Source organism: Pseudomonas sp. AN3A02, assembly GCF_011765255.1.
In the GTDB taxonomy this organism is placed as follows: Bacteria; Pseudomonadota; Gammaproteobacteria; order Pseudomonadales; family Pseudomonadaceae; genus Aquipseudomonas.
The window spans coordinates 246,954-264,808 of sequence record NZ_JAARNI010000003.1; the positions used below are offsets into that span (position 1 = coordinate 246,954).

The window sequence follows — 17,855 nt, forward strand, 5'->3', positions numbered from 1 at the left end:
GATGTCAGGAAACACAGCCCAGAGGCATTTATGAGTAACAACCTCGACCAGCTCACCGATTGGTTGAAAGACCACAAGATCACAGAAGTCGAATGCATGATTGGCGACCTCACCGGCATCACCCGGGGCAAGATCTCGCCGACCAACAAGTTCATCGCCGAAAAAGGCATGCGCCTGCCCGAAAGCGTTCTGTTGCAGACCGTGACCGGCGACTATGTCGAAGACGACATCTATTACGAATTGCTCGACCCGGCCGACATCGACATGATCTGCCGCCCGGACGAGAACGCGGTGTACCTCGTGCCCTGGGCCATAGAGCCTACGGCCCAGGTGATCCACGACACCTACGACAAGCAAGGCAACCCGATCGAACTGTCGCCGCGCAACGTGCTCAAGAAAGTCCTCAAGCTCTACGCCGATAAAGGCTGGCAGCCCATCGTGGCGCCGGAGATGGAGTTCTACCTGACCAAGCGCTGCGAAGACCCGGACTTCCCGCTGCAACCGCCGATTGGCCGTTCCGGTCGCCCGGAAACCGGCCGCCAGTCCTTCTCTATAGAAGCAGCCAACGAATTCGATCCGTTGTTCGAAGACGTCTACGACTGGTGCGAGCTGCAGGAGCTGGACCTCGACACGCTGATCCACGAAGACGGCACGGCGCAGATGGAAATCAACTTCCGTCACGGCGACGCCCTGTCCCTGGCCGACCAGATCCTGGTGTTCAAGCGGACCATGCGTGAAGCGGCGCTCAAGCACAACGTGGCGGCCACCTTTATGGCCAAGCCCATGACCGGCGAGCCCGGCAGCGCGATGCACCTGCACCAGAGCATCATCGACATCGCCACCGGCAAGAACGTGTTCTCTAATGAAGACGGGACCAAGAGCGAGCTGTTCCTGCACCACATCGGTGGCCTGCAGAAATTTATCCCTGAGCTGTTGCCGCTGTTCGCACCGAACGTCAACTCGTTCCGCCGCTTCCTGCCCGACACCTCGGCGCCGGTCAACGTGGAGTGGGGCGAAGAAAACCGCACCGTAGGCCTGCGCGTACCGGACGCCGGCCCACAAAACCGTCGGGTGGAAAACCGCCTGCCGGGTGCCGACGCCAACCCGTACCTGGCGATTGCCGCCAGCTTGCTGTGTGGCTACATCGGCATGGTCGAAGGCATCAGCCCAAGCGCGCCAGTGGTGGGTCGTGGTTACGAGCGCCGCAACCTGCGCCTGCCGCTGACCATCGAAGACGCCCTGGAACGCATGGAAAACAGCAAGACCATCGAGAAATACCTGGGTCACAAATTCATCACAGGCTACGTCGCGGTCAAGCGGGCCGAGCATGAAAACTTCAAGCGCGTGATCAGTTCGTGGGAGCGGGAATTCCTGCTCTTCGCCGTCTGATGCGCCGGGCGCGCCCTTCAAACGGCGCGTCCTCACCTGAAACATCTAGGAGATTGGTATGTCCAGCAACAACCCGCAAACCCGTGAATGGCAAGCCTTGAGCAGCGATCACCACCTGGCGCCGTTCAGCGATTTCAAGCAATTGAAAGAGAAAGGCCCACGGATCATCACCAAAGCCCACGGCGTTTACCTGTGGGACAGCGAAGGCAACAAGATCCTCGACGGCATGGCCGGCCTGTGGTGCGTGGCGATCGGTTACGGTCGCGATGAACTGGCTGATGCGGCCGCCAAGCAGATGAAAGAGCTGCCGTACTACAACCTGTTCTTCCAGACCGCCCACCCGCCGGTGCTGGAACTGGCCAAAGCCATCTCCGATATCGCCCCGCAAGGCATGAACCACGTGTTCTTCACTGGTTCCGGCTCCGAAGGCAACGACACCATGCTGCGTATGGTCCGCCACTACTGGGCGATCAAAGGCCAGCCGAACAAGAAAACCATCATCAGCCGCAAGAATGGCTATCACGGCTCCACCGTGGCCGGCGCCAGCCTGGGCGGCATGACGTATATGCATGAGCAGGGCGACTTGCCGATCCCGGGCATCGTTCACATCGCCCAGCCTTACTGGTTCGGCGAAGGCGGCGACATGAGCCCGGAAGAATTCGGCGTGTGGGCGGCTAACCAGCTGGAAGAGAAGATTCTGGAACTGGGCGTGGACAACGTCGGTGCCTTTATTGCCGAGCCGATCCAGGGGGCCGGTGGCGTGATCGTGCCGCCTGCCAGCTACTGGCCGCGCATCAAGGAAATCCTCGCCAAGTACGACATCCTGTTCGTGGCCGATGAAGTGATCTGCGGCTTTGGCCGTACCGGTGAGTGGTTCGGTAGCGATTTCTACGACCTCAAGCCCGACATGATGACCATCGCCAAGGGCCTGACCTCCGGCTACATCCCGATGGGCGGCCTGATCGTGCGCGACGAAGTGGTCGCCGTGCTAAACGAAGGCGGCGATTTCAACCACGGCTTCACCTATTCCGGTCACCCGGTTGCAGCGGCGGTAGCCCTGGAAAACATCCGCATCATGCGCGATGAACAAATTGTTAAGCGTGTGCACGACGAAACGGCACCCTATTTGCAAAAGCGTTTGAGGGAACTGGCTGATCACCCGCTGGTGGGTGAAGTTCGCGGTGTGGGCATGCTCGGTGCAATCGAGCTGGTTCAGGACAAGGCAACGCGCAAGCGTTACGAAGGCCGTGGTGTTGGCATGATCTGCCGCACCTTCTGCTTCGAGAATGGCCTGATCATGCGCGCCGTGGGCGACACCATGATCATTTCGCCGCCGTTGGTGATCAGCAAGGCCGAGATTGACGAGTTGGTGACCAAGGCGCGGCACTGCCTGGACCTGACTTTGGCGGCTTTGCAGGGCTAAGTGCTAGGCTCAGAGCGCAGCGCCGATTGGGCGCTGCTTCTGGGATGTTAGAAAAGGCATTTATAAAAAGAGCGCTTTGGTTGAAAGCCGGCCTCGGAACTTGCCAGACTGTCGCCCTGTTTTGTTGCCCCTTAGACGGGCTGCGAAACACGTTGTACTTAAAGAACGAACGTGGCCCAAAAAAGAAAAAATTGGAGCATGACCGAATGAAGGCATTAGGTTTGAAGAACGCTGGCAAGACCCTCCTGGCCTTGTCCCTGATGGGGGCCATGGCAGGCGCGGCGCACGCCGACGATAAAGTGCTGCACGTTTATAACTGGTCCGACTACATCGCACCGGACACCATCGCGAACTTTGAAAAAGAGTCCGGGATCAAGGTGGTCTATGACGTGTTCGACTCCAACGAAACCCTGGAAGCCAAGTTGCTGGCAGGCAAGTCCGGCTACGACATCGTCGTGCCGTCGAACAACTTCCTCGCCAAGCAGATCAAGGCCGGTGTTTACCAGGAACTGGACAAGTCCAAGCTGCCGAACTACGACAACTTGAACAAATCCCTGCTTAAAGCCGTGTCCGTCAGCGACCCGGACAACAAGCACGCCTTCCCGTACATGTGGGGCTCCATCGGCATCGGCTACAACCCGGAGAAGGTCAAGGCCGCACTGGGCATCGACAAGATCGACTCGTGGGACGTCATTCTCAAGCCGGAAAACCTCGCCAAGCTCAAAGGCTGCGGTGTGAGCTTCCTCGATTCGCCAACCGAAATGCTGCCAGTGGCACTGCATTACCTGGGCCTGCCGACCGACACCCAGAAGAAAGAAGACCTCAAGCAAGCCGAGGCGCTGTTCCTCAAACTGCGTCCTTCGATCGGTTACTTCCATTCGTCCAAGTACATCTCCGACCTGGCCAACGGCAACATCTGCGTAGCCGTGGGTTATTCGGGTGACGTGCAACAGGCCAAGTCCCGCGCGGCTGAAGCCGGTGGCAAGGTCACGGTTGCCTACGACATTCCGAAAGAAGGTGCCGGCAGTTTCTATGACATGGTCGCCATCCCTAAAGATGCCGAGAACGTCGACGCCGCCTACAAGTTCATGAACTACCTGCTCAAGCCGGAAGTCATGGCGAGCATTACCAACAGCGTGCGTTTCCCGAACGGTAACGAGAAGGCCACCGCATTGGTCGACAAAGACATCACCAGCGACCCAGGCATTTATCCGCCAGCGGACGTGCAAGCCAAGCTGTATGCCATTGCTGACTTGCCGGCTGCTACTCAGCGGGAAATGACCCGCAGCTGGACCAAAATCAAATCGGGCAAGTAAAGCCGCTTTGATACCTGTTTTGCTAACTGCCGCGATGCGCGCGGTGGTTAGCGAAACAATTAAATGACAGAAAGTTTTGCCGGATCGGTTTATCGAGGGTAAGTTGCGCGCCGGTTTTGTTGCCGGGCAACAACTTCGGGCCCAACTATTTAAGAGGACCTCCACTTGCCAATTTCTTTATTTCGCAAAGCCTTGCTGGTGGGTGCAGGTATCACGCTGGCTGTCAGCGTGCAGGCCGCCCCGACTGTGCATATTTATAACTGGTCGGACTACATCGGCCCGGACACCCTGGCCAACTTTGAAAAGGCCACCGGCATCAAGCCGGTCTATGACGTGTTCGACTCCAACGAAACCCTGGAAGGCAAGTTACTTGCCGGGCGTACCGGGTATGACGTGGTAGTGCCGTCGAACCACTTCCTTGGCAAGCAGATCAAGGCCGGGGCGTTCCAGAAAATCGACAAGTCGCAACTGACCAACTACGCCAACCTCGACCCGGCGCTGCTCAAGCGCCTGGAAAAGAACGACCCGGGCAACCAGTACGCCGTGCCGTATCTGTGGGGCACCAACGGCATTGGCTACAACGTCGATAAGGTCAAGGAAGTGCTGGGCGTCGACAAGATCGACTCCTGGGCCGTGCTGTTCGAGCCGGAAAACATGAAGAAGCTGGCGAGCTGCGGCGTGTCGTTCATGGACTCGGCGGACGAAATGCTGCCGGCGGTGCTCAACTACATGGGCTTGAACCCCAACAGCACCAACCCTGAAGACTATAAGAAGGCTGAAGAGAAACTCTTGAAAGTGCGTCCTTACGTGACCTACTTCCATTCTTCCAAGTACATCTCGGACCTGGCCAACGGCAACATCTGCGTGGCGGCCGGTTTCTCCGGTGATGTGTTCCAGGCCAAGGCTCGTGCAGCCGAGGCGGGCAAAGGCGTGAACATCGCCTACGTGATTCCGAAAGAAGGCGGCAACCTGTGGTTCGACGTTCTGGCCATCCCCAAGGATGCCACCAACGTCAAAGAGGCCCTCGCCTTCATCAACTATTTGCTGAAACCTGAGGTGATCGCTCAGGTCAGTGATTACGTCGGTTACGCCAACCCTAACCCAGGGGCGGACAAACTGATGGAGCAATCGATACGCACCGACGAAGCGGTTTACCCACCGCAGGCGGTTCTCGACCGGACTTTTGTCAACTTCGAGCTACCCCCGAAAGTGCAACGTTTGATGACCCGTAGCTGGACCAAGGTCAAGACGGGCAAGTAAAGCTCAAAATATCCTGGGCTCGTCTGTGTTGGGCGAGCTGCACTCTTTTTTTCTGGGAGTTTCGTAAATGGCAGTTGCCTCCGGCGCCTATAAGAAAGCCCTCGAGGGCGACCAGACACCTAAAAAGGTGCTGGTCAAAATCGACCGGGTCACGAAGAAGTTCGACGAGACGATTGCCGTGGACGATGTGTCCCTGGAAATCAAGAAAGGCGAAATCTTCGCCTTGCTCGGCGGATCGGGTTCGGGCAAATCCACCTTGCTGCGCATGCTTGCAGGCTTCGAGCGCCCAACGGAAGGACGCATTTACCTCGACGGTGTGGACATCACCGACATGCCGCCGTACGAGCGGCCGATCAACATGATGTTCCAGTCCTACGCCTTGTTCCCCCACATGACCGTGGCCCAGAACATCGCGTTTGGCCTGCAGCAGGACAAGATTCCCAAGTCGGAAGTCGACGCCCGCGTGGCCGAGATGCTCAAGCTGGTGCAGATGAGCCAGTACGCCAAGCGCAAGCCGCACCAACTGTCTGGCGGTCAACGCCAGCGGGTGGCACTGGCGCGTTCCCTGGCCAAGCGTCCGAAACTGCTGCTGCTCGATGAGCCGATGGGCGCACTGGACAAGAAGCTGCGTTCGCAGATGCAGCTGGAACTGGTTGAGATCATCGAGCGCGTAGGCGTGACCTGCGTGATGGTGACCCACGACCAGGAAGAGGCCATGACCATGGCCGAGCGCATCGCGATCATGCACCTGGGCTGGATTGCCCAGATCGGCAGCCCGATCGACATCTATGAAACACCCACCAGCCGCCTGGTGTGCGAATTCATCGGCAACGTCAACATCTTCGAAACCCAGGTGGTGGACGACGCCGAAGGCCATGCGGTACTCAAGTGCCCGGACCTGGACCGCAACATCTATGTCGGCCACGGCATCGCCACCTCGGTGGAAGACAAGTCGGTGACCTACGCCATCCGCCCTGAAAAGCTGCTGGTGACCAGCGAAATGCCGACCTGCGAGCACAACTGGTCCAGCGGCAAGGTGCACGACATCGCCTACCTCGGCGGCCATTCGGTGTTCTACGTCGAATTGCCGAGCGGCAAGCTGGTGCAATCCTTCGTGGCCAACGCCGAGCGCCGTGGCCAGCGCCCAACCTGGGGCGACCAGGTGTACGTGTGGTGGGAAGACGACAGCGGCGTGGTACTTCGCTCATGAACATGAAGAAGTTCAAACGCCAGCTGCAACGAATAACCCCCGGTGGCCGGCATGTGGTCATCGGGATCCCTTTCCTCTGGCTGTTCCTGTTTTTCGCGCTGCCGTTCTTCATCGTCTTGAAGATCAGCTTTGCCGAAGCCGACGTGGCGATCCCGCCTTACACCGAGATCTACACCTTCGTTGAGCAAAAGCTGCAATTGGTGCTCAACCTGGGCAACTACGCGATGCTCGGCGACGATGAGTTGTACATCGCCGCGTACCTGGGCTCGCTGAAGATGGCGTTTTTCAGCACCATCCTCTGCCTGCTGATCGGCTACCCGATGGCCTACGCCATTGCCAGCGCGCGCAAGGAAATCCAGACCGTGCTGGTGCTGCTGATCATGATGCCGACCTGGACGGCGATCCTGATCCGCGTCTACGCGTGGATGGGCATCCTCAGCAACAACGGTTTGCTCAACGGCTTCCTGATGTCCATCGGGCTGATCAACGAACCGCTGCAGATCCTCAACACCAACATCGCGGTGTATATCGGCGTGGTCTATTCGTACCTGCCGTTCATGATCCTGCCGCTGTACGCCAACCTGGTGAAGCACGACCAGAGCCTGCTGGAAGCCGCATCGGACCTGGGTTCGAGCACCTTCAACAGCTTCTGGAAAATCACCGTGCCGCTGTCCAAGAACGGCATCATCGCCGGCTGCATGCTGGTGTTTATCCCGGTGGTGGGCGAGTTCGTGATCCCGGAACTGCTGGGCGGCCCGGAAACCCTGATGATCGGTAAAGTGTTGTGGCAAGAGTTCTTCAACAACCGTGACTGGCCGGTGGCGTCTGCCTTGGCGGTCGTGATGCTGGCGATCCTGATCGTGCCGATCATTCTGTTCAACCGCAGCCAAGCCAAAGAGATGGAGGGCAAGATATGAAGCGCGTCAGTTTCTCAAGCTTCATGCTGGTGGCGGGGTTGCTGTTCATCTACCTGCCGATGCTGATCCTGGTGATCTACTCGTTCAACGAATCCAAACTGGTGACGGTGTGGGGCGGTTGGTCGGTGAAGTGGTACGTCGGCCTGTTGGACAACACCCAGTTGATGGGCTCGGTCGGTCGCTCCCTGGAAATCGCCTGCTACACCGCGATTGCCGCGGTGGCGCTCGGCACCTTGGCGGCGTTCGTGCTGACGCGTATCAGCCAGTTCAAGGGCCGCACGCTGTTTGGCGGCCTGGTGACGGCACCGCTGGTGATGCCGGAAGTGATCACCGGTCTGTCGCTGTTGCTGCTGTTCGTGGCCATGGCGCAGATGATCGGTTGGCCTCAGGAACGTGGCCTGGTGACAATCTGGATCGCTCACACCACATTCTGTTCGGCGTATGTGGCGGTGGTGGTGTCGGCGCGCTTGCGTGAGCTGGACCTGTCGATTGAAGAGGCGGCGATGGACCTGGGGGCGCGGCCGTGGAAGGTGTTCTTCCTGATCACCATCCCGATGATCGCGCCGTCGCTGGCGGCGGGCGGCATGATGTCGTTCGCGCTGTCGCTGGATGACCTGGTACTGGCCAGCTTTGTGTCGGGGCCGGGTTCGACCACGTTGCCGATGGAAGTGTTCTCGGCGGTGCGACTGGGGGTTAAACCCGAGATCAACGCCGTGGCCAGTTTGATTCTGCTGGCGGTGTCGATCGTGACGTTCCTGGTGTGGTTCTTCAGCCGTCGTGCGGAAGAGATGCGCAAGAAAGCGATCCAGCAGGCGATTGAAGAAGCGGCTGCGGATGGCTGGGAGAAGCCGGCGGATTCGCGTCGGGCACCGGCACCGGTCTAATCAGATCTATCTGAAGAAACCGGATCAAAAATGTGGGAGCGGGCTTGCTCGCGAAAGCGCAGTGTCAGTCACCGGATGTATTGACTGATCCACTGCCTTCGCGAGCAAGCCCGCTCCCACAGTTGATTGCATTTCAAGTCAGCTATGCGTTCCAAGGCGACTTGCGAATCACCTCGACAAAGTTCATCGGCTTGAACCCCGGCTCCTGATCCACCAGCACATCGGTCTTCACGTTGCCGAACGTGGTCTGCGGACGATGGCGCAGGCCGTCGGCAAACGCGCAGATGATGCACTCCTTGAACCCTTCACCTCGTGGATGCGCATGCACCACTGCTTCGCGCTGCACGCTGGTAAACGCCGCGTACTCCATCCCCAACACATCCATCTCCACGCCCGCCGTCACCAGCGCCACAGTCGGACGTAAATGCTTGGGCACGCCCGGCGTGGTGTGCAGGGCAATCGACAACCACACCTGCTCGATGTCGTCATCGCTCAGCCCGTAAGGCTTGAGGAAATCCGCTGCCGCGTTGGCGCCGTCCACTTCAAAGCGTTCGTCATCACTGCGGTGACCTTCCACCAGGCCCAGGTCGTGGAACATGGCGCCGACGTACAGCAGCTCCGGGTTATAAGCCAATTGCTGGCGCTCACCGCTCAAGGCGCCGAACAGGAACACGCGGCGGGAGTGGTGGTAAAGCAGGTCGGATTCGATGTCGCGGATGTATTCAGTGGTGGCCTTGGCCAGGGCGCTGTCCGGGATCTTGATGCCGGCGATGGTGGTGCTCATGGTCGTTGTCCTCAAGAAAGCGCCGGGTTGGCGCCGATGAGTCCAGTCTGGTCGTGCGCTCGCGAGGGGGCTACCGTGGTGAGGGAGTGATCCCGGCCAATGTGCCGCGATATCGTGCCAAGCGGACTAGTCTCTTGAAACCTGTGAAGATCAAATGTGGGAGCGGCGGTGCGACGATTCGACTTGCTCGCGAAAGCGGAGTGTCAGTCATTGGATTTGTCGACTGATCCACCGCTTTCGCGAGCAAGCCCGCTCCCACAGGGGTTGCATTTATTCAGTTGAAAAAAGGTGTGTTTATCCATGGGCAAAACCGTCGCCATCCTGATCTTCCCCGGCGTCCAGTCACTGGACGTGACCGGCCCTCTGGATGTGTTCTGCGAGGCCAACCGTTTTCTGCCGCCCGAGGAGCATTACCAACTGGAGGTGATTGGCCTGGGGCACGGCAACATGGCCTGTTCCAACGGCTTGTCGTTGCAGGCGCACCGGCATTTCAGCGAAGCCGTCGAGCCCTACGATTTGCTATTGATGGCCGGCGGGCCGCAGTTGCCTTTCGAGGATTTCGGCTCGGTGTTCAATCAATGGCTGCGTGATGCCAGCGCGCGAGCCAAACGTTTCGGCTCCATCTGCAACGGCGCCTTCATGCTCGCCCGTGCCGGTCTGCTGGACGGGCGGACCGTCACCACCCACTGGGGCGACGCGGCCGGTCTGGCCAGTTTGTGCCCATCGGCCCAGGTCGACGCCGACCGCCTCTATGTGCAAGACGGCAACCTCTACACCTCGGCCGGGGTGACGGCGGGCATCGACCTGTCGCTGTACCTGCTGGCCCAGGACCACGGCCCGGAAGTCGCCCTCAGCGTGGCCAAGCGTCTGGTGGTGTTCACCCAGCGTTCAGGCGGGCAGTCGCAGTTCAGCCCGTTTCTGACACCCCACGCCGAAGCCACGTCGGCGGTGGCGCTGGTGCAGCTCTACGTATTGGCCAACCTGACAGGCGACCTGACCATCGCCGACCTCGCCAAGGCCGCCAACATGAGCGCGCGCAACTTCTCGCGGGTATTCGCCCGGGAAGCGCAGATCACCCCGGCCGAGTTTGTCGAGCGGGCGCGGGTGGACGCGGCGCGGGTGATGCTGGAAAGCACCCACGCACCGCTCAAGACCGTGGCCTATCAATGCGGCTTTCACGATGCCCAGCACATGCGCAGTGTGTTCAACCGCCGGCTGGGCGTGACGCCGCAACAGTTCCGGCTTAACTTTGCGGCGCCGGTTTGAGCGTGTCGTAGGCTTCCAGGGCACGCATCGAGTCGATCGTTCCCACGCGGAGCGTGGGAATGATCATCACCGGGCCGGCAACAGCTTGAGCGTACTACGGGTATTCGCCGTCACTTCCTCATCATTGAAGTGCGCCTGCTCATACCCGCCTTCGATATAGGTTTCCGCCTGGTCGGAGTAGTGCTTGTCGAACGGCACGCCACTTTGCCCGACCGGGTTGATGGTCAGCGCATGCGCCGCATCGGCGAAGTCGATCAGGCGCCGGGTCGATGGACCATACGTCACCGGCCATGGCGCCGGGCCGATCTGTGCGGATTGGTTGTTAGGCACTTCATGAGTACCGGGAGCGGCAAACGGGCCGACGTTGACGATCTTGTCCAACGGCTTCTGCGAGCCCAGCGGATGGCCGTGGGTCAGGGTGTGGGCCTTGCCCCATTGCCACTGCGACGGGTCGTCGCCGAAGGTCGCCTTGAGGTGTTGCAGGCTATTGTCCCACGCGAGCTTGACGGTCTCGGCGCGGTGGCCATCCCACCAAGGCGAATCCGCTGAAGCGGTCAGGCGCGGTAAGGCCGCATCCACCACCCGGGTGGTGAGCAAGGTCTTGAACATCGCATCGCCCAGCTTTGGGTGGAACGCGGCGTCGGTGAGGTTGAACAGGAACTGGTTGAACAGCGTGGCACTGGTGGAGTCCAGCGGGTAATCGCCTTTCCACGTTGCCAATTGCTCCACCAGTTTCAACTGTGCCGGGTCCTTGACCACTTCACGCAGCACCGGCAGCAACGGCGCCAGCAGCCGTGGGCCGTAGGCGGTGGTGGTGCCGAGCTGCAAGGCCTGGCTGTTGTCCACATCCCATTTCACGCTGTTGTCGCTCAACTGGGCATTCAACTGCTGGCCACGGTCCGCCAGGTTGTAATAACCGGGAATCGGCATGCCGGTGGGGGATGCCGGCTGGGCGTTGGCAGACACCACGTAACCGCGCGCCGGATTTTCTTCCTGGGGGTTGGCGCTGAACGGGTAGAAGCCGAGCTTGTCCGCCTGGGCGGTGCTGCCGTCGAGGATAAAGCCCGGGTTGACCCCGGCCGGGCGGATCGGCAGTTGCGCCGCTGCCCACCAGCCGATATCGCCCTTGGCATTGGCCCACACGATATTCAAGCCAGGCGCCTGGACCTTGGCCGCCGCCGCACGGGCCTTGGCCAGCGTGTCGGCACGGTTGAGCTGATAAAAGCCATCGAGGATCGGGTTCTCGGTGTTGAGGAACGCCCACCACATGGCAATCGGCGTCTTGCCAGCGTTTTCGCCGAGCACGTCGTTGATGATCGGGCCGTGGGGCGAGGTGCGCAGGGTCATGGTCACCGGGTCCTGGCCCTTGACCGGGATCTGTTGCTCGCTGCTGGTCATGTCCACCCAGTTGTCGTGGTACCAGACCTGGTTGGGGTTGTCCGGGTTGACCTTTTCGGCGATCAGGTCGAGGTCATCGTTCTGGAACATGGTCAGGCTCCAGCCGAAATCCTTGTTGTGGCCCAGGAACGCCACCGGCACCAGCGCGTTGTGATAACCGTAAAGCTCGAAACCCGGCGCTGACAGCTGCGCCTCGTACCACACCGATGGCACCGAGAAGCGGATATGCGGGTCGCCCGCCAGCAACGGTTTGCCACTCTTGGTACGGCTGCCGCTGATGGCCCAGGCGTTGCTGCCTTCGAGCTGCGGCAGGCCGTTGTCGGCCAGGGCTTGTTCGCTCAACTGGGCCATGGCGCCCAAATCCTTCCAGTCACCGGCCGCCAGGTTCAGTGCGCCCTTGGGCTGCCAGTCGAGGTCGAAGACCTTCAGGTAATCGTTGCCCAACTGATCGCGGACGTAGGTCAGCAAAGGTTCGGTGCGAAAGGCGGCGGCAAAGCTGTAGGCCAGGTAGCCGGCGACGCTGATGGTGTCTTCGGCGGTAAACGGACGCTTGGGGATGCCCAGTACGTCGAACTCCATGGGTTTGGCGTGGCTGTCCTGATACTGGTTGACCCCGTCCAGGTAGGCTTGCAGGGCCTTCCAGGACGCAGACTCATGGTCCATGTGTTCGACGTAGCTCAAGGCCCGCTCGCGAATGCGCAGGCTGCGGAACAGTTTGTCGGTTTCCAGCAACTTCGGCCCCAGCACCTCGGCGAGCTCGCCACGGGACAGGCGCCGCATGATCTCCATCTGGAACAACCGGTCCTGGGCATGCACGTAGCCGAGGGCGCGGTACAGGTCGGCCTCATTTTCGGCGCGGATATGCGGCACGCCTCGGTCGTCGTAGCGCACGGTGACCGAGCCTTGCAGGTGGGCCAGCTCCACCGTGCCCTGGCGGGTCGGCTGCTTGCTGTACACGTACCAGCCGGCGCCAACCATAAGGGCTACGAGCAGGATGGCCAGCGCGGTCAGGATGCGTTTCATGGGGTGTCCCTTATTAGTCGGTCGCCGTGAAGATTCGGGCAGTTTAGTGGGTTTGGCGAGCGCTGCGGAAAATGCTCTCGGGTTCGTGCTCCCTGAACCTGAGCTGCATGAAGTCGGGGTTCTGAAGTGGGCCGCGGGTGGGCGGAGTATTATGTTTACTCTGTTACATGACACCAGCGGCGCGATGATTCACCCCGTCATCCGGGCGCGCCTTTGCTATCACTTTCGGAATGCAATTTATGACAGATCCCAGCCGTGCACAGGTGCCTTATGCCTGCTGCATGGAAACGCCATCGCTGATCAGCCACTTTTTGCGATACCCGCCGGTGGGCTTCAACGCCCAGCTGTCAGCACAGGGACTGCCGTACTTTTTCACCCGGTTCGACCTGCAAACCACCGCCGACGATGAGCTGCGTGCCCGCCTGCGCAGTTGGCCGGGGTACCGTTTGTGGCAGTCGTGGCTGCAAGTCGACACCTGTTTTGTCGGCACCACGGTCAGCGAGTATTCGCCGTTTCCGCTGAGCGTACCGCCACAGGACATGGCGCAATGGCTGCAACAGGAATGTGCGCCGCAACGCAAACTCACCATCGTCAAAGATGTGCCGCTGGATTCTCCGCTGCTCAGCGTCGAGGACAATCGCTACGCACACGCGTTGATTGAGGCCTGCACCCAGCGCGGATTCATCAGTGTGGAGGGCCAGGCGCTGGCCTATGTGCCGATCGACTTCAGCTCGACGGACGAGTACCTGTCGCGGCTGTCCCACAGCCGTCGCCGCAATATCCGCCGCAAGCTACGCAGCCGTGATGAACTGCGCATCGAGATCCTGGACACCGGCGATGCCCGCTTCAGCGATGAGCAATGGCAGCAGGAACTGTATCGGCTGTACAAGGCGGTGTACGCACAGAGCGAGATCCACTTCGACTTGCTCACGCCCGAGTTCTTCATCCAGTTGCTCACCGATGCCGACAGCGGCGGGCATGTGTTCTGCTACTGGGACGAGGACGAGCTGGTTGGCTATAACCTGTGCTATCAGCAAGACGGCAAGTTGCTCGACAAGTACATCGGCCTGAACTACCCACTGGCACTGGAGCACAACCTGTACTTCGTCAGCTGGTTTGTGAACCTGGAGTTCGCCCTGGAAAAGGGCCTGCAGTTTTATGTCGCGGGGTGGACCGACCCACAGGTCAAGTCCAGCCTCGGCGCCAAGTTCACTTTTACCCGCCATCTGGTCTGGGTGAGGAACCCGCTGCTGCGCAAAGTGTTGAACCGTTTCCGTCACCATTTTGAAAGCGATATGCAGTGGCAGCAGGAGCAAACCGCATGAGCCAGGCCCGTCCCGCTTTGATCCTCGATTTTGACGGGGCCGTGAATAACATTCCCGGCGCCATTACCCTGCCGCTGCAAGCCTGGCAGGAGAAGATCCGGTTCGGTTGCCGCTGGGCGCAGTTCAAGGAGCTGGAACGTGCGCTGCAAACACAGATGCCCAGTGACTACGGCTGTGTGTTCACCGGCAGCGGCGACTATCACCATCTCAGCCAGTTGCTGTTGAATCGCCTCCCCACCCAGCAAAAAATCCAACTGATCATCTGCGATAACCACCCGGACAACATGCGCTATCCGTTTGGTATCCATTGTGGGTCCTGGGTCTACTGGGCCAGCCGTTTGCCGCAGGTCGAGCATGTGCATGTGCTGGGCATTGGCTCGCCGGACATTTCCCTCAAGCACGCCTGGGAGAATCACTGGTCGCCGTTGGTGAAACGCAAGCTGACCTACTGGAACACCAACGTCGATACCCGCTGGTTGAAGTGGATCGGCGCAGGCCGCAGCAATCGTGCATTCGCCAACGCGGACGAGCTGATGAGCGCGTTCCTGGCGCAGCTCGACCGGTCGTTGCCGGTGTATCTCTCCATCGACAAAGACGTGCTGAGCCCGCAGGTGGTGAATACCAACTGGGACCAGGGCGAGTTTCTGGAGACGCATTTGAATCAGCTGATCGATGCATGCCACGGCAGCATCATTGGCGCGGACATTACCGGCGACGTGTCTGCCTACCACTACCAGAGCAAGTTCAAGCGCTGGCTGAGTGCGTCGGATGGCCAGGAAGAGCTGCCGGAGAACCAGGTCGTCATCTGGCAACAGCAGCAGAATGAGTTGAATGCGCGCTTGTTGACCCGTATCGATCAAAGCTGGGCTTAGCGTTTAAGAATCCGCCGTAGATGATCCAGCACTTGCTCGAACAGCTCGTCCGTCAGCCAGTGGCTGTTGCTGATCGACAGGGTTTGGGCGGCGAAGCATTGTGCGTGCGGGGTAGCGACGCCTTGCTGCAAGAGCGGGGTGAGTGCCGGGTAGCCCGGCAATACGTGGATGAACAGGCGGGTGACGCCCAGGCCCGATGTCCACAGCTGCGCCATGGCGGTATCGCGGGTTTGGGCGCTGGGCATCACCACCATCAGGAACGGCCAGGTGCCTTGCTGGCCTGGGCCGTCGGTCAACACCGAAACGCCGGGCAAGCCGTTGAGCAACGCCACGCGGCGCAACGCCCGCAGGCGCCCTTGCTGCAAATGTTCGGGCAGGCGTGTCAGCGCTGCAGCACCTACTTTTTGGCGATAGCCGCCCAGACGGTGCAACGGAATATCGTTGACGGAAAAATCGTCGCCGACCGCCGCCACTTCATCGCCCCGCGCCAGCGCCGCCCGCAGCGGCTTGCCGTACACGTACTTGAGCCCGCGAGGCTGATACGCCGCGGCATAGCCCCACAGCTCGGCGCTGCGTTGCACTTCCCAGCGCAGGCTGAACGGCAAGTCCTGCCGGCATTGCTGGTGCAAGGCCTGATGCAGCGCCGGGTCCCGGCTGAATAACACGCCGCCTTCGGCCGTCGTCAGGCCTTTGCCCAGCGCCATGCTGAAAAAGCCAATATCGCCTTTGAGCCCGACGCTTTTTCCGTCATCCATCGCGCCCATGGCTTGGGCGGCGTCTTCGATGATTGCCACGCCAAGCGGATCGGCAATGCGCTTGGCGGCATCCACATCCGCCACACGCCCGGCCAGGTGGGTGACGACGATCGCCAAGGTGTTTTCGTTGCACAACTGCGCCAGCTGTTGTTCGTCCAGGTCAATGCTGCCGGGCTGTAAATCGCACGGCACCACCCGTAGAGGCGGGCAGTGATGGGCAGCCAGGGCCACCAGCGGGCAGGTGTAAGCCGGGACGATAAGCTCGGTGCGCCCAGGACTTCGTTGCTGCAACACCCGCAGCGCCATGATCAGGGCGGCAGTGCCGGAACAGGGCAGGGCCGGCAGCGGGATATCGAGTTGCTGGGCCAGCGAGCGGGCCAGGTCGCCCGAGAGGTTGAACACATCCCGCCAGCGCAGGGGAAGTCCCGCTGTTGGCGGAATCTCCCGGCCGGCAACGCGGGTCATGACGCCAGCGTCTGCGAGGGCTCGGCCTCGACGGTCTTGCTCTCTTTTTCTTCGCTGCGCGCCAGGCACAGGATGCCCGCGATGATCAGCGCGCCACCGACGATTTTAGGCAGGGTCAAGGTGTCGTTGAACAGCCAGACGGAGATCAGCGTCACGCTGATCAGCTCCAGGTGTGACGCCGCAAATGCCGGGCCGACCGGTGCGTATTTCAACAACGTCATCCAGGTAAAGAACGCGCCGATGTAGCCAACAAATGCGCCGTAGATCCACGGCGCTCCGAACACGCGTATCAGCCACGCGGCGTCCATCGTCAACGGCTCGGCGTGAATCGAGGCGAACTTAAAGCTGACTTGCGCCAAGGTATCGAAAACGATCAGCGACAGAAAACCCAGGATATAAAACCGTTTCATTACTCAAACCCCACGACGGTCACGCCACAGGCGATCAGCAGGATGCCGATCAACCGCCATTTGGTCAGGCTTTCCTTAAACAGGAAACGCCCGGCAATCATGATCACGACAATATTGATGGAGCCCAGCATCACCCCGACCGACAACGGCACCAGCGTCAGGAAGGCCAGCCACAGCACGAATTCGAAGACATAGCAGATGATGCCCAGCCAGATCCACGGACGCTTGAGCATATGGCGCCAGTGGGCCATGCCGTCATGCTCGGCGCTGGCTGAGGCAGCGGCTTTAAACGCCAACTGGCCGGACGTATCAACGATGACGTTGAGTATCCAGAGGATGATGGTTAATTGGCTCATGTGTTCCCATATCGTCTGCTTGTGCGCCTGGCACCGACGACTCAAACGCCGTCCGCCCCACTAGCTGCTCACGATACAGGAGCATGCCGATACAGTTATTTGAGTTTGCCGAATGAACAGCGTCTGTTCAGCTTGGCGCGCCGCCTCAGGGTGGAGGTGCGGCCGCGCTCCACTCGCAATAACAGCCTACCGCCAGGGTGTGGGTCGCATTGACCTCGCGCCCGACTCCGAGGGCTTGCAGGATGGGCTCGATAAAACTGTTGCTGGAGTTACACGTCAACCCTTCGCTGTAGGGCCCGAAGTAGGCCAGCTTGCCGCTGCGGTCCCAGATGCCTACGGCGGGGCTGGCAGGCAGGTGTTGGGCGCCTGGCACGGCTTTGAGGGCCTTCATCGCGCCGAGGGTGGCGGGCAGCTGGCCGTGGCTGCCGGACTTTTGCAGGGAATAAAACTCTACGCCTTGGGGCGCGTACTGCTCGATCAGCTCGCTGAGGTGCTGTTGGTTGCCGACATTGCACGGGCAGGCCGGGTCCCAGAAGTGCACCAGGCGGATCGGGCCCGGGCCGGCAAGCTCGGCCGGCAGGCTCAGGCTGTCACCGGAAAACACCGCCGTATGCTCACTGAACGCCCGCAGGTAACGTCCCTGAAACCAGTCATACGCCGCCCATAGCACCCCGGCGCAAATGATCACGATCAGGCTGGCGAAGAGGGTGGTGCGGTAGGGCTGTCGCATTTGGATCGATCCTCGGAGGACGCGTAGCTTGCCATGCTTGCCCTGACAGATGAATATCGCGGCTCGATATTC

General features: G+C 60.4%; 16 protein-coding genes. 10 read left to right on the forward strand and 6 right to left on the reverse strand.

What is annotated here, in order from left to right; genetic code table 11:
- Nucleotides 1–30 precede the first annotated feature (30 nt).
- The 7 genes from HBJ59_RS15650 (at nucleotide 31) to HBJ59_RS15680 (ending at nucleotide 8,399) form a co-directional block, all read left to right on the forward strand.
- Entirely contained in the window at nucleotides 31–1,389 is a 1,359-nt protein-coding gene (locus tag HBJ59_RS15650) for a glutamine synthetase family protein (RefSeq protein ID WP_010167850.1), read from the forward strand.
- A 58-nt stretch (nucleotides 1,390–1,447) separates the two neighbouring features.
- On the forward strand, nucleotides 1,448–2,812 hold the full coding sequence (locus tag HBJ59_RS15655) for an aspartate aminotransferase family protein (protein WP_093203921.1): 1,365 nt from the start codon (nucleotides 1,448–1,450) through the stop codon (nucleotides 2,810–2,812).
- A 221-nt stretch (nucleotides 2,813–3,033) separates the two neighbouring features.
- Entirely contained in the window at nucleotides 3,034–4,128 is a 1,095-nt protein-coding gene (locus tag HBJ59_RS15660; RefSeq protein ID WP_167664200.1) for a polyamine ABC transporter substrate-binding protein, read from the forward strand.
- 165 nt (nucleotides 4,129–4,293) lie between these two features.
- A complete protein-coding gene (locus tag HBJ59_RS15665; RefSeq protein ID WP_063026413.1) occupies nucleotides 4,294–5,388 on the forward strand; it encodes a polyamine ABC transporter substrate-binding protein in 1,095 nt (364 codons plus the stop codon).
- Between the two features lie 67 nt (nucleotides 5,389–5,455).
- Nucleotides 5,456–6,598, forward strand: coding sequence for an ABC transporter ATP-binding protein (locus HBJ59_RS15670; protein WP_076013053.1), 1,143 nt, complete (start codon nucleotides 5,456–5,458; stop codon nucleotides 6,596–6,598).
- On the forward strand, nucleotides 6,595–7,515 hold the full coding sequence (locus tag HBJ59_RS15675) for an ABC transporter permease subunit (RefSeq protein ID WP_076013052.1): 921 nt from the start codon (nucleotides 6,595–6,597) through the stop codon (nucleotides 7,513–7,515). Before HBJ59_RS15670 ends, HBJ59_RS15675 begins: the two co-directional genes overlap by 4 nt.
- Nucleotides 7,512–8,399 (forward strand): ABC transporter permease subunit, encoded by an 888-nt coding sequence (locus tag HBJ59_RS15680; RefSeq protein WP_167664054.1) that lies wholly within the window; start codon nucleotides 7,512–7,514, stop codon nucleotides 8,397–8,399. The genes HBJ59_RS15675 and HBJ59_RS15680 overlap by 4 nt, the downstream gene beginning before the upstream one ends.
- Nucleotides 8,400–8,541: 142 nt before the next feature.
- Here the strand turns inward: HBJ59_RS15680 and HBJ59_RS15685 are convergent, their stop codons facing one another.
- On the reverse strand, nucleotides 8,542–9,183 hold the full coding sequence (locus HBJ59_RS15685; RefSeq protein ID WP_076013051.1) for an HD domain-containing protein: 642 nt from the start codon (nucleotides 9,181–9,183) through the stop codon (nucleotides 8,542–8,544).
- A gap of 300 nt (nucleotides 9,184–9,483) precedes the next feature.
- Between HBJ59_RS15685 and HBJ59_RS15690 the strand changes: the two genes are divergently transcribed.
- Nucleotides 9,484–10,449, forward strand: a complete 966-nt coding sequence (locus HBJ59_RS15690) for a GlxA family transcriptional regulator (protein ID WP_167664055.1) — start codon at nucleotides 9,484–9,486, stop codon at nucleotides 10,447–10,449.
- Between the two features lie 66 nt (nucleotides 10,450–10,515).
- On the opposite strand, the gene HBJ59_RS15695 is transcribed toward HBJ59_RS15690, so the two are convergent.
- Nucleotides 10,516–12,870 carry a penicillin acylase family protein gene (locus HBJ59_RS15695; RefSeq protein ID WP_167664056.1) on the reverse strand — a complete coding sequence of 785 codons (2,355 nt, stop codon included), beginning with the start codon at nucleotides 12,868–12,870 and terminating at the stop codon, nucleotides 10,516–10,518.
- 239 nt (nucleotides 12,871–13,109) lie between these two features.
- Here HBJ59_RS15695 and HBJ59_RS15700 point away from each other — a divergent pair, with 239 nt between their 5' ends.
- Nucleotides 13,110–14,195 (forward strand): GNAT family N-acetyltransferase, encoded by a 1,086-nt coding sequence (locus HBJ59_RS15700; protein ID WP_167664057.1) that lies wholly within the window; start codon nucleotides 13,110–13,112, stop codon nucleotides 14,193–14,195.
- On the forward strand, nucleotides 14,192–15,067 hold the full coding sequence (locus HBJ59_RS15705) for a hypothetical protein (protein WP_167664058.1): 876 nt from the start codon (nucleotides 14,192–14,194) through the stop codon (nucleotides 15,065–15,067). Before HBJ59_RS15700 ends, HBJ59_RS15705 begins: the two co-directional genes overlap by 4 nt.
- On the opposite strand, the gene HBJ59_RS15710 is transcribed toward HBJ59_RS15705, so the two are convergent.
- The 4 genes from HBJ59_RS15710 to HBJ59_RS15725 form a co-directional block, all read right to left on the reverse strand.
- A complete protein-coding gene (locus HBJ59_RS15710; RefSeq protein ID WP_167664059.1) occupies nucleotides 15,064–16,287 on the reverse strand; it encodes a DegT/DnrJ/EryC1/StrS family aminotransferase in 1,224 nt (407 codons plus the stop codon). The genes HBJ59_RS15705 and HBJ59_RS15710 overlap by 4 nt on opposite strands.
- The gene (locus HBJ59_RS15715; protein ID WP_167664060.1) at nucleotides 16,284–16,697 is read right to left on the reverse strand and encodes a multidrug efflux SMR transporter; all 414 of its coding nucleotides are present in this window, start codon (nucleotides 16,695–16,697) and stop codon (nucleotides 16,284–16,286) included. Before HBJ59_RS15715 ends, HBJ59_RS15710 begins: the two co-directional genes overlap by 4 nt.
- Nucleotides 16,697–17,053, reverse strand: a complete 357-nt coding sequence (locus HBJ59_RS15720) for an EamA family transporter (protein WP_167664061.1) — start codon at nucleotides 17,051–17,053, stop codon at nucleotides 16,697–16,699. Before HBJ59_RS15720 ends, HBJ59_RS15715 begins: the two co-directional genes overlap by 1 nt.
- Nucleotides 17,054–17,198: 145 nt before the next feature.
- The gene (locus HBJ59_RS15725; RefSeq protein WP_167664062.1) at nucleotides 17,199–17,783 is read right to left on the reverse strand and encodes a DUF6436 domain-containing protein; all 585 of its coding nucleotides are present in this window, start codon (nucleotides 17,781–17,783) and stop codon (nucleotides 17,199–17,201) included.
- Nucleotides 17,784–17,855 lie beyond the last annotated feature (72 nt).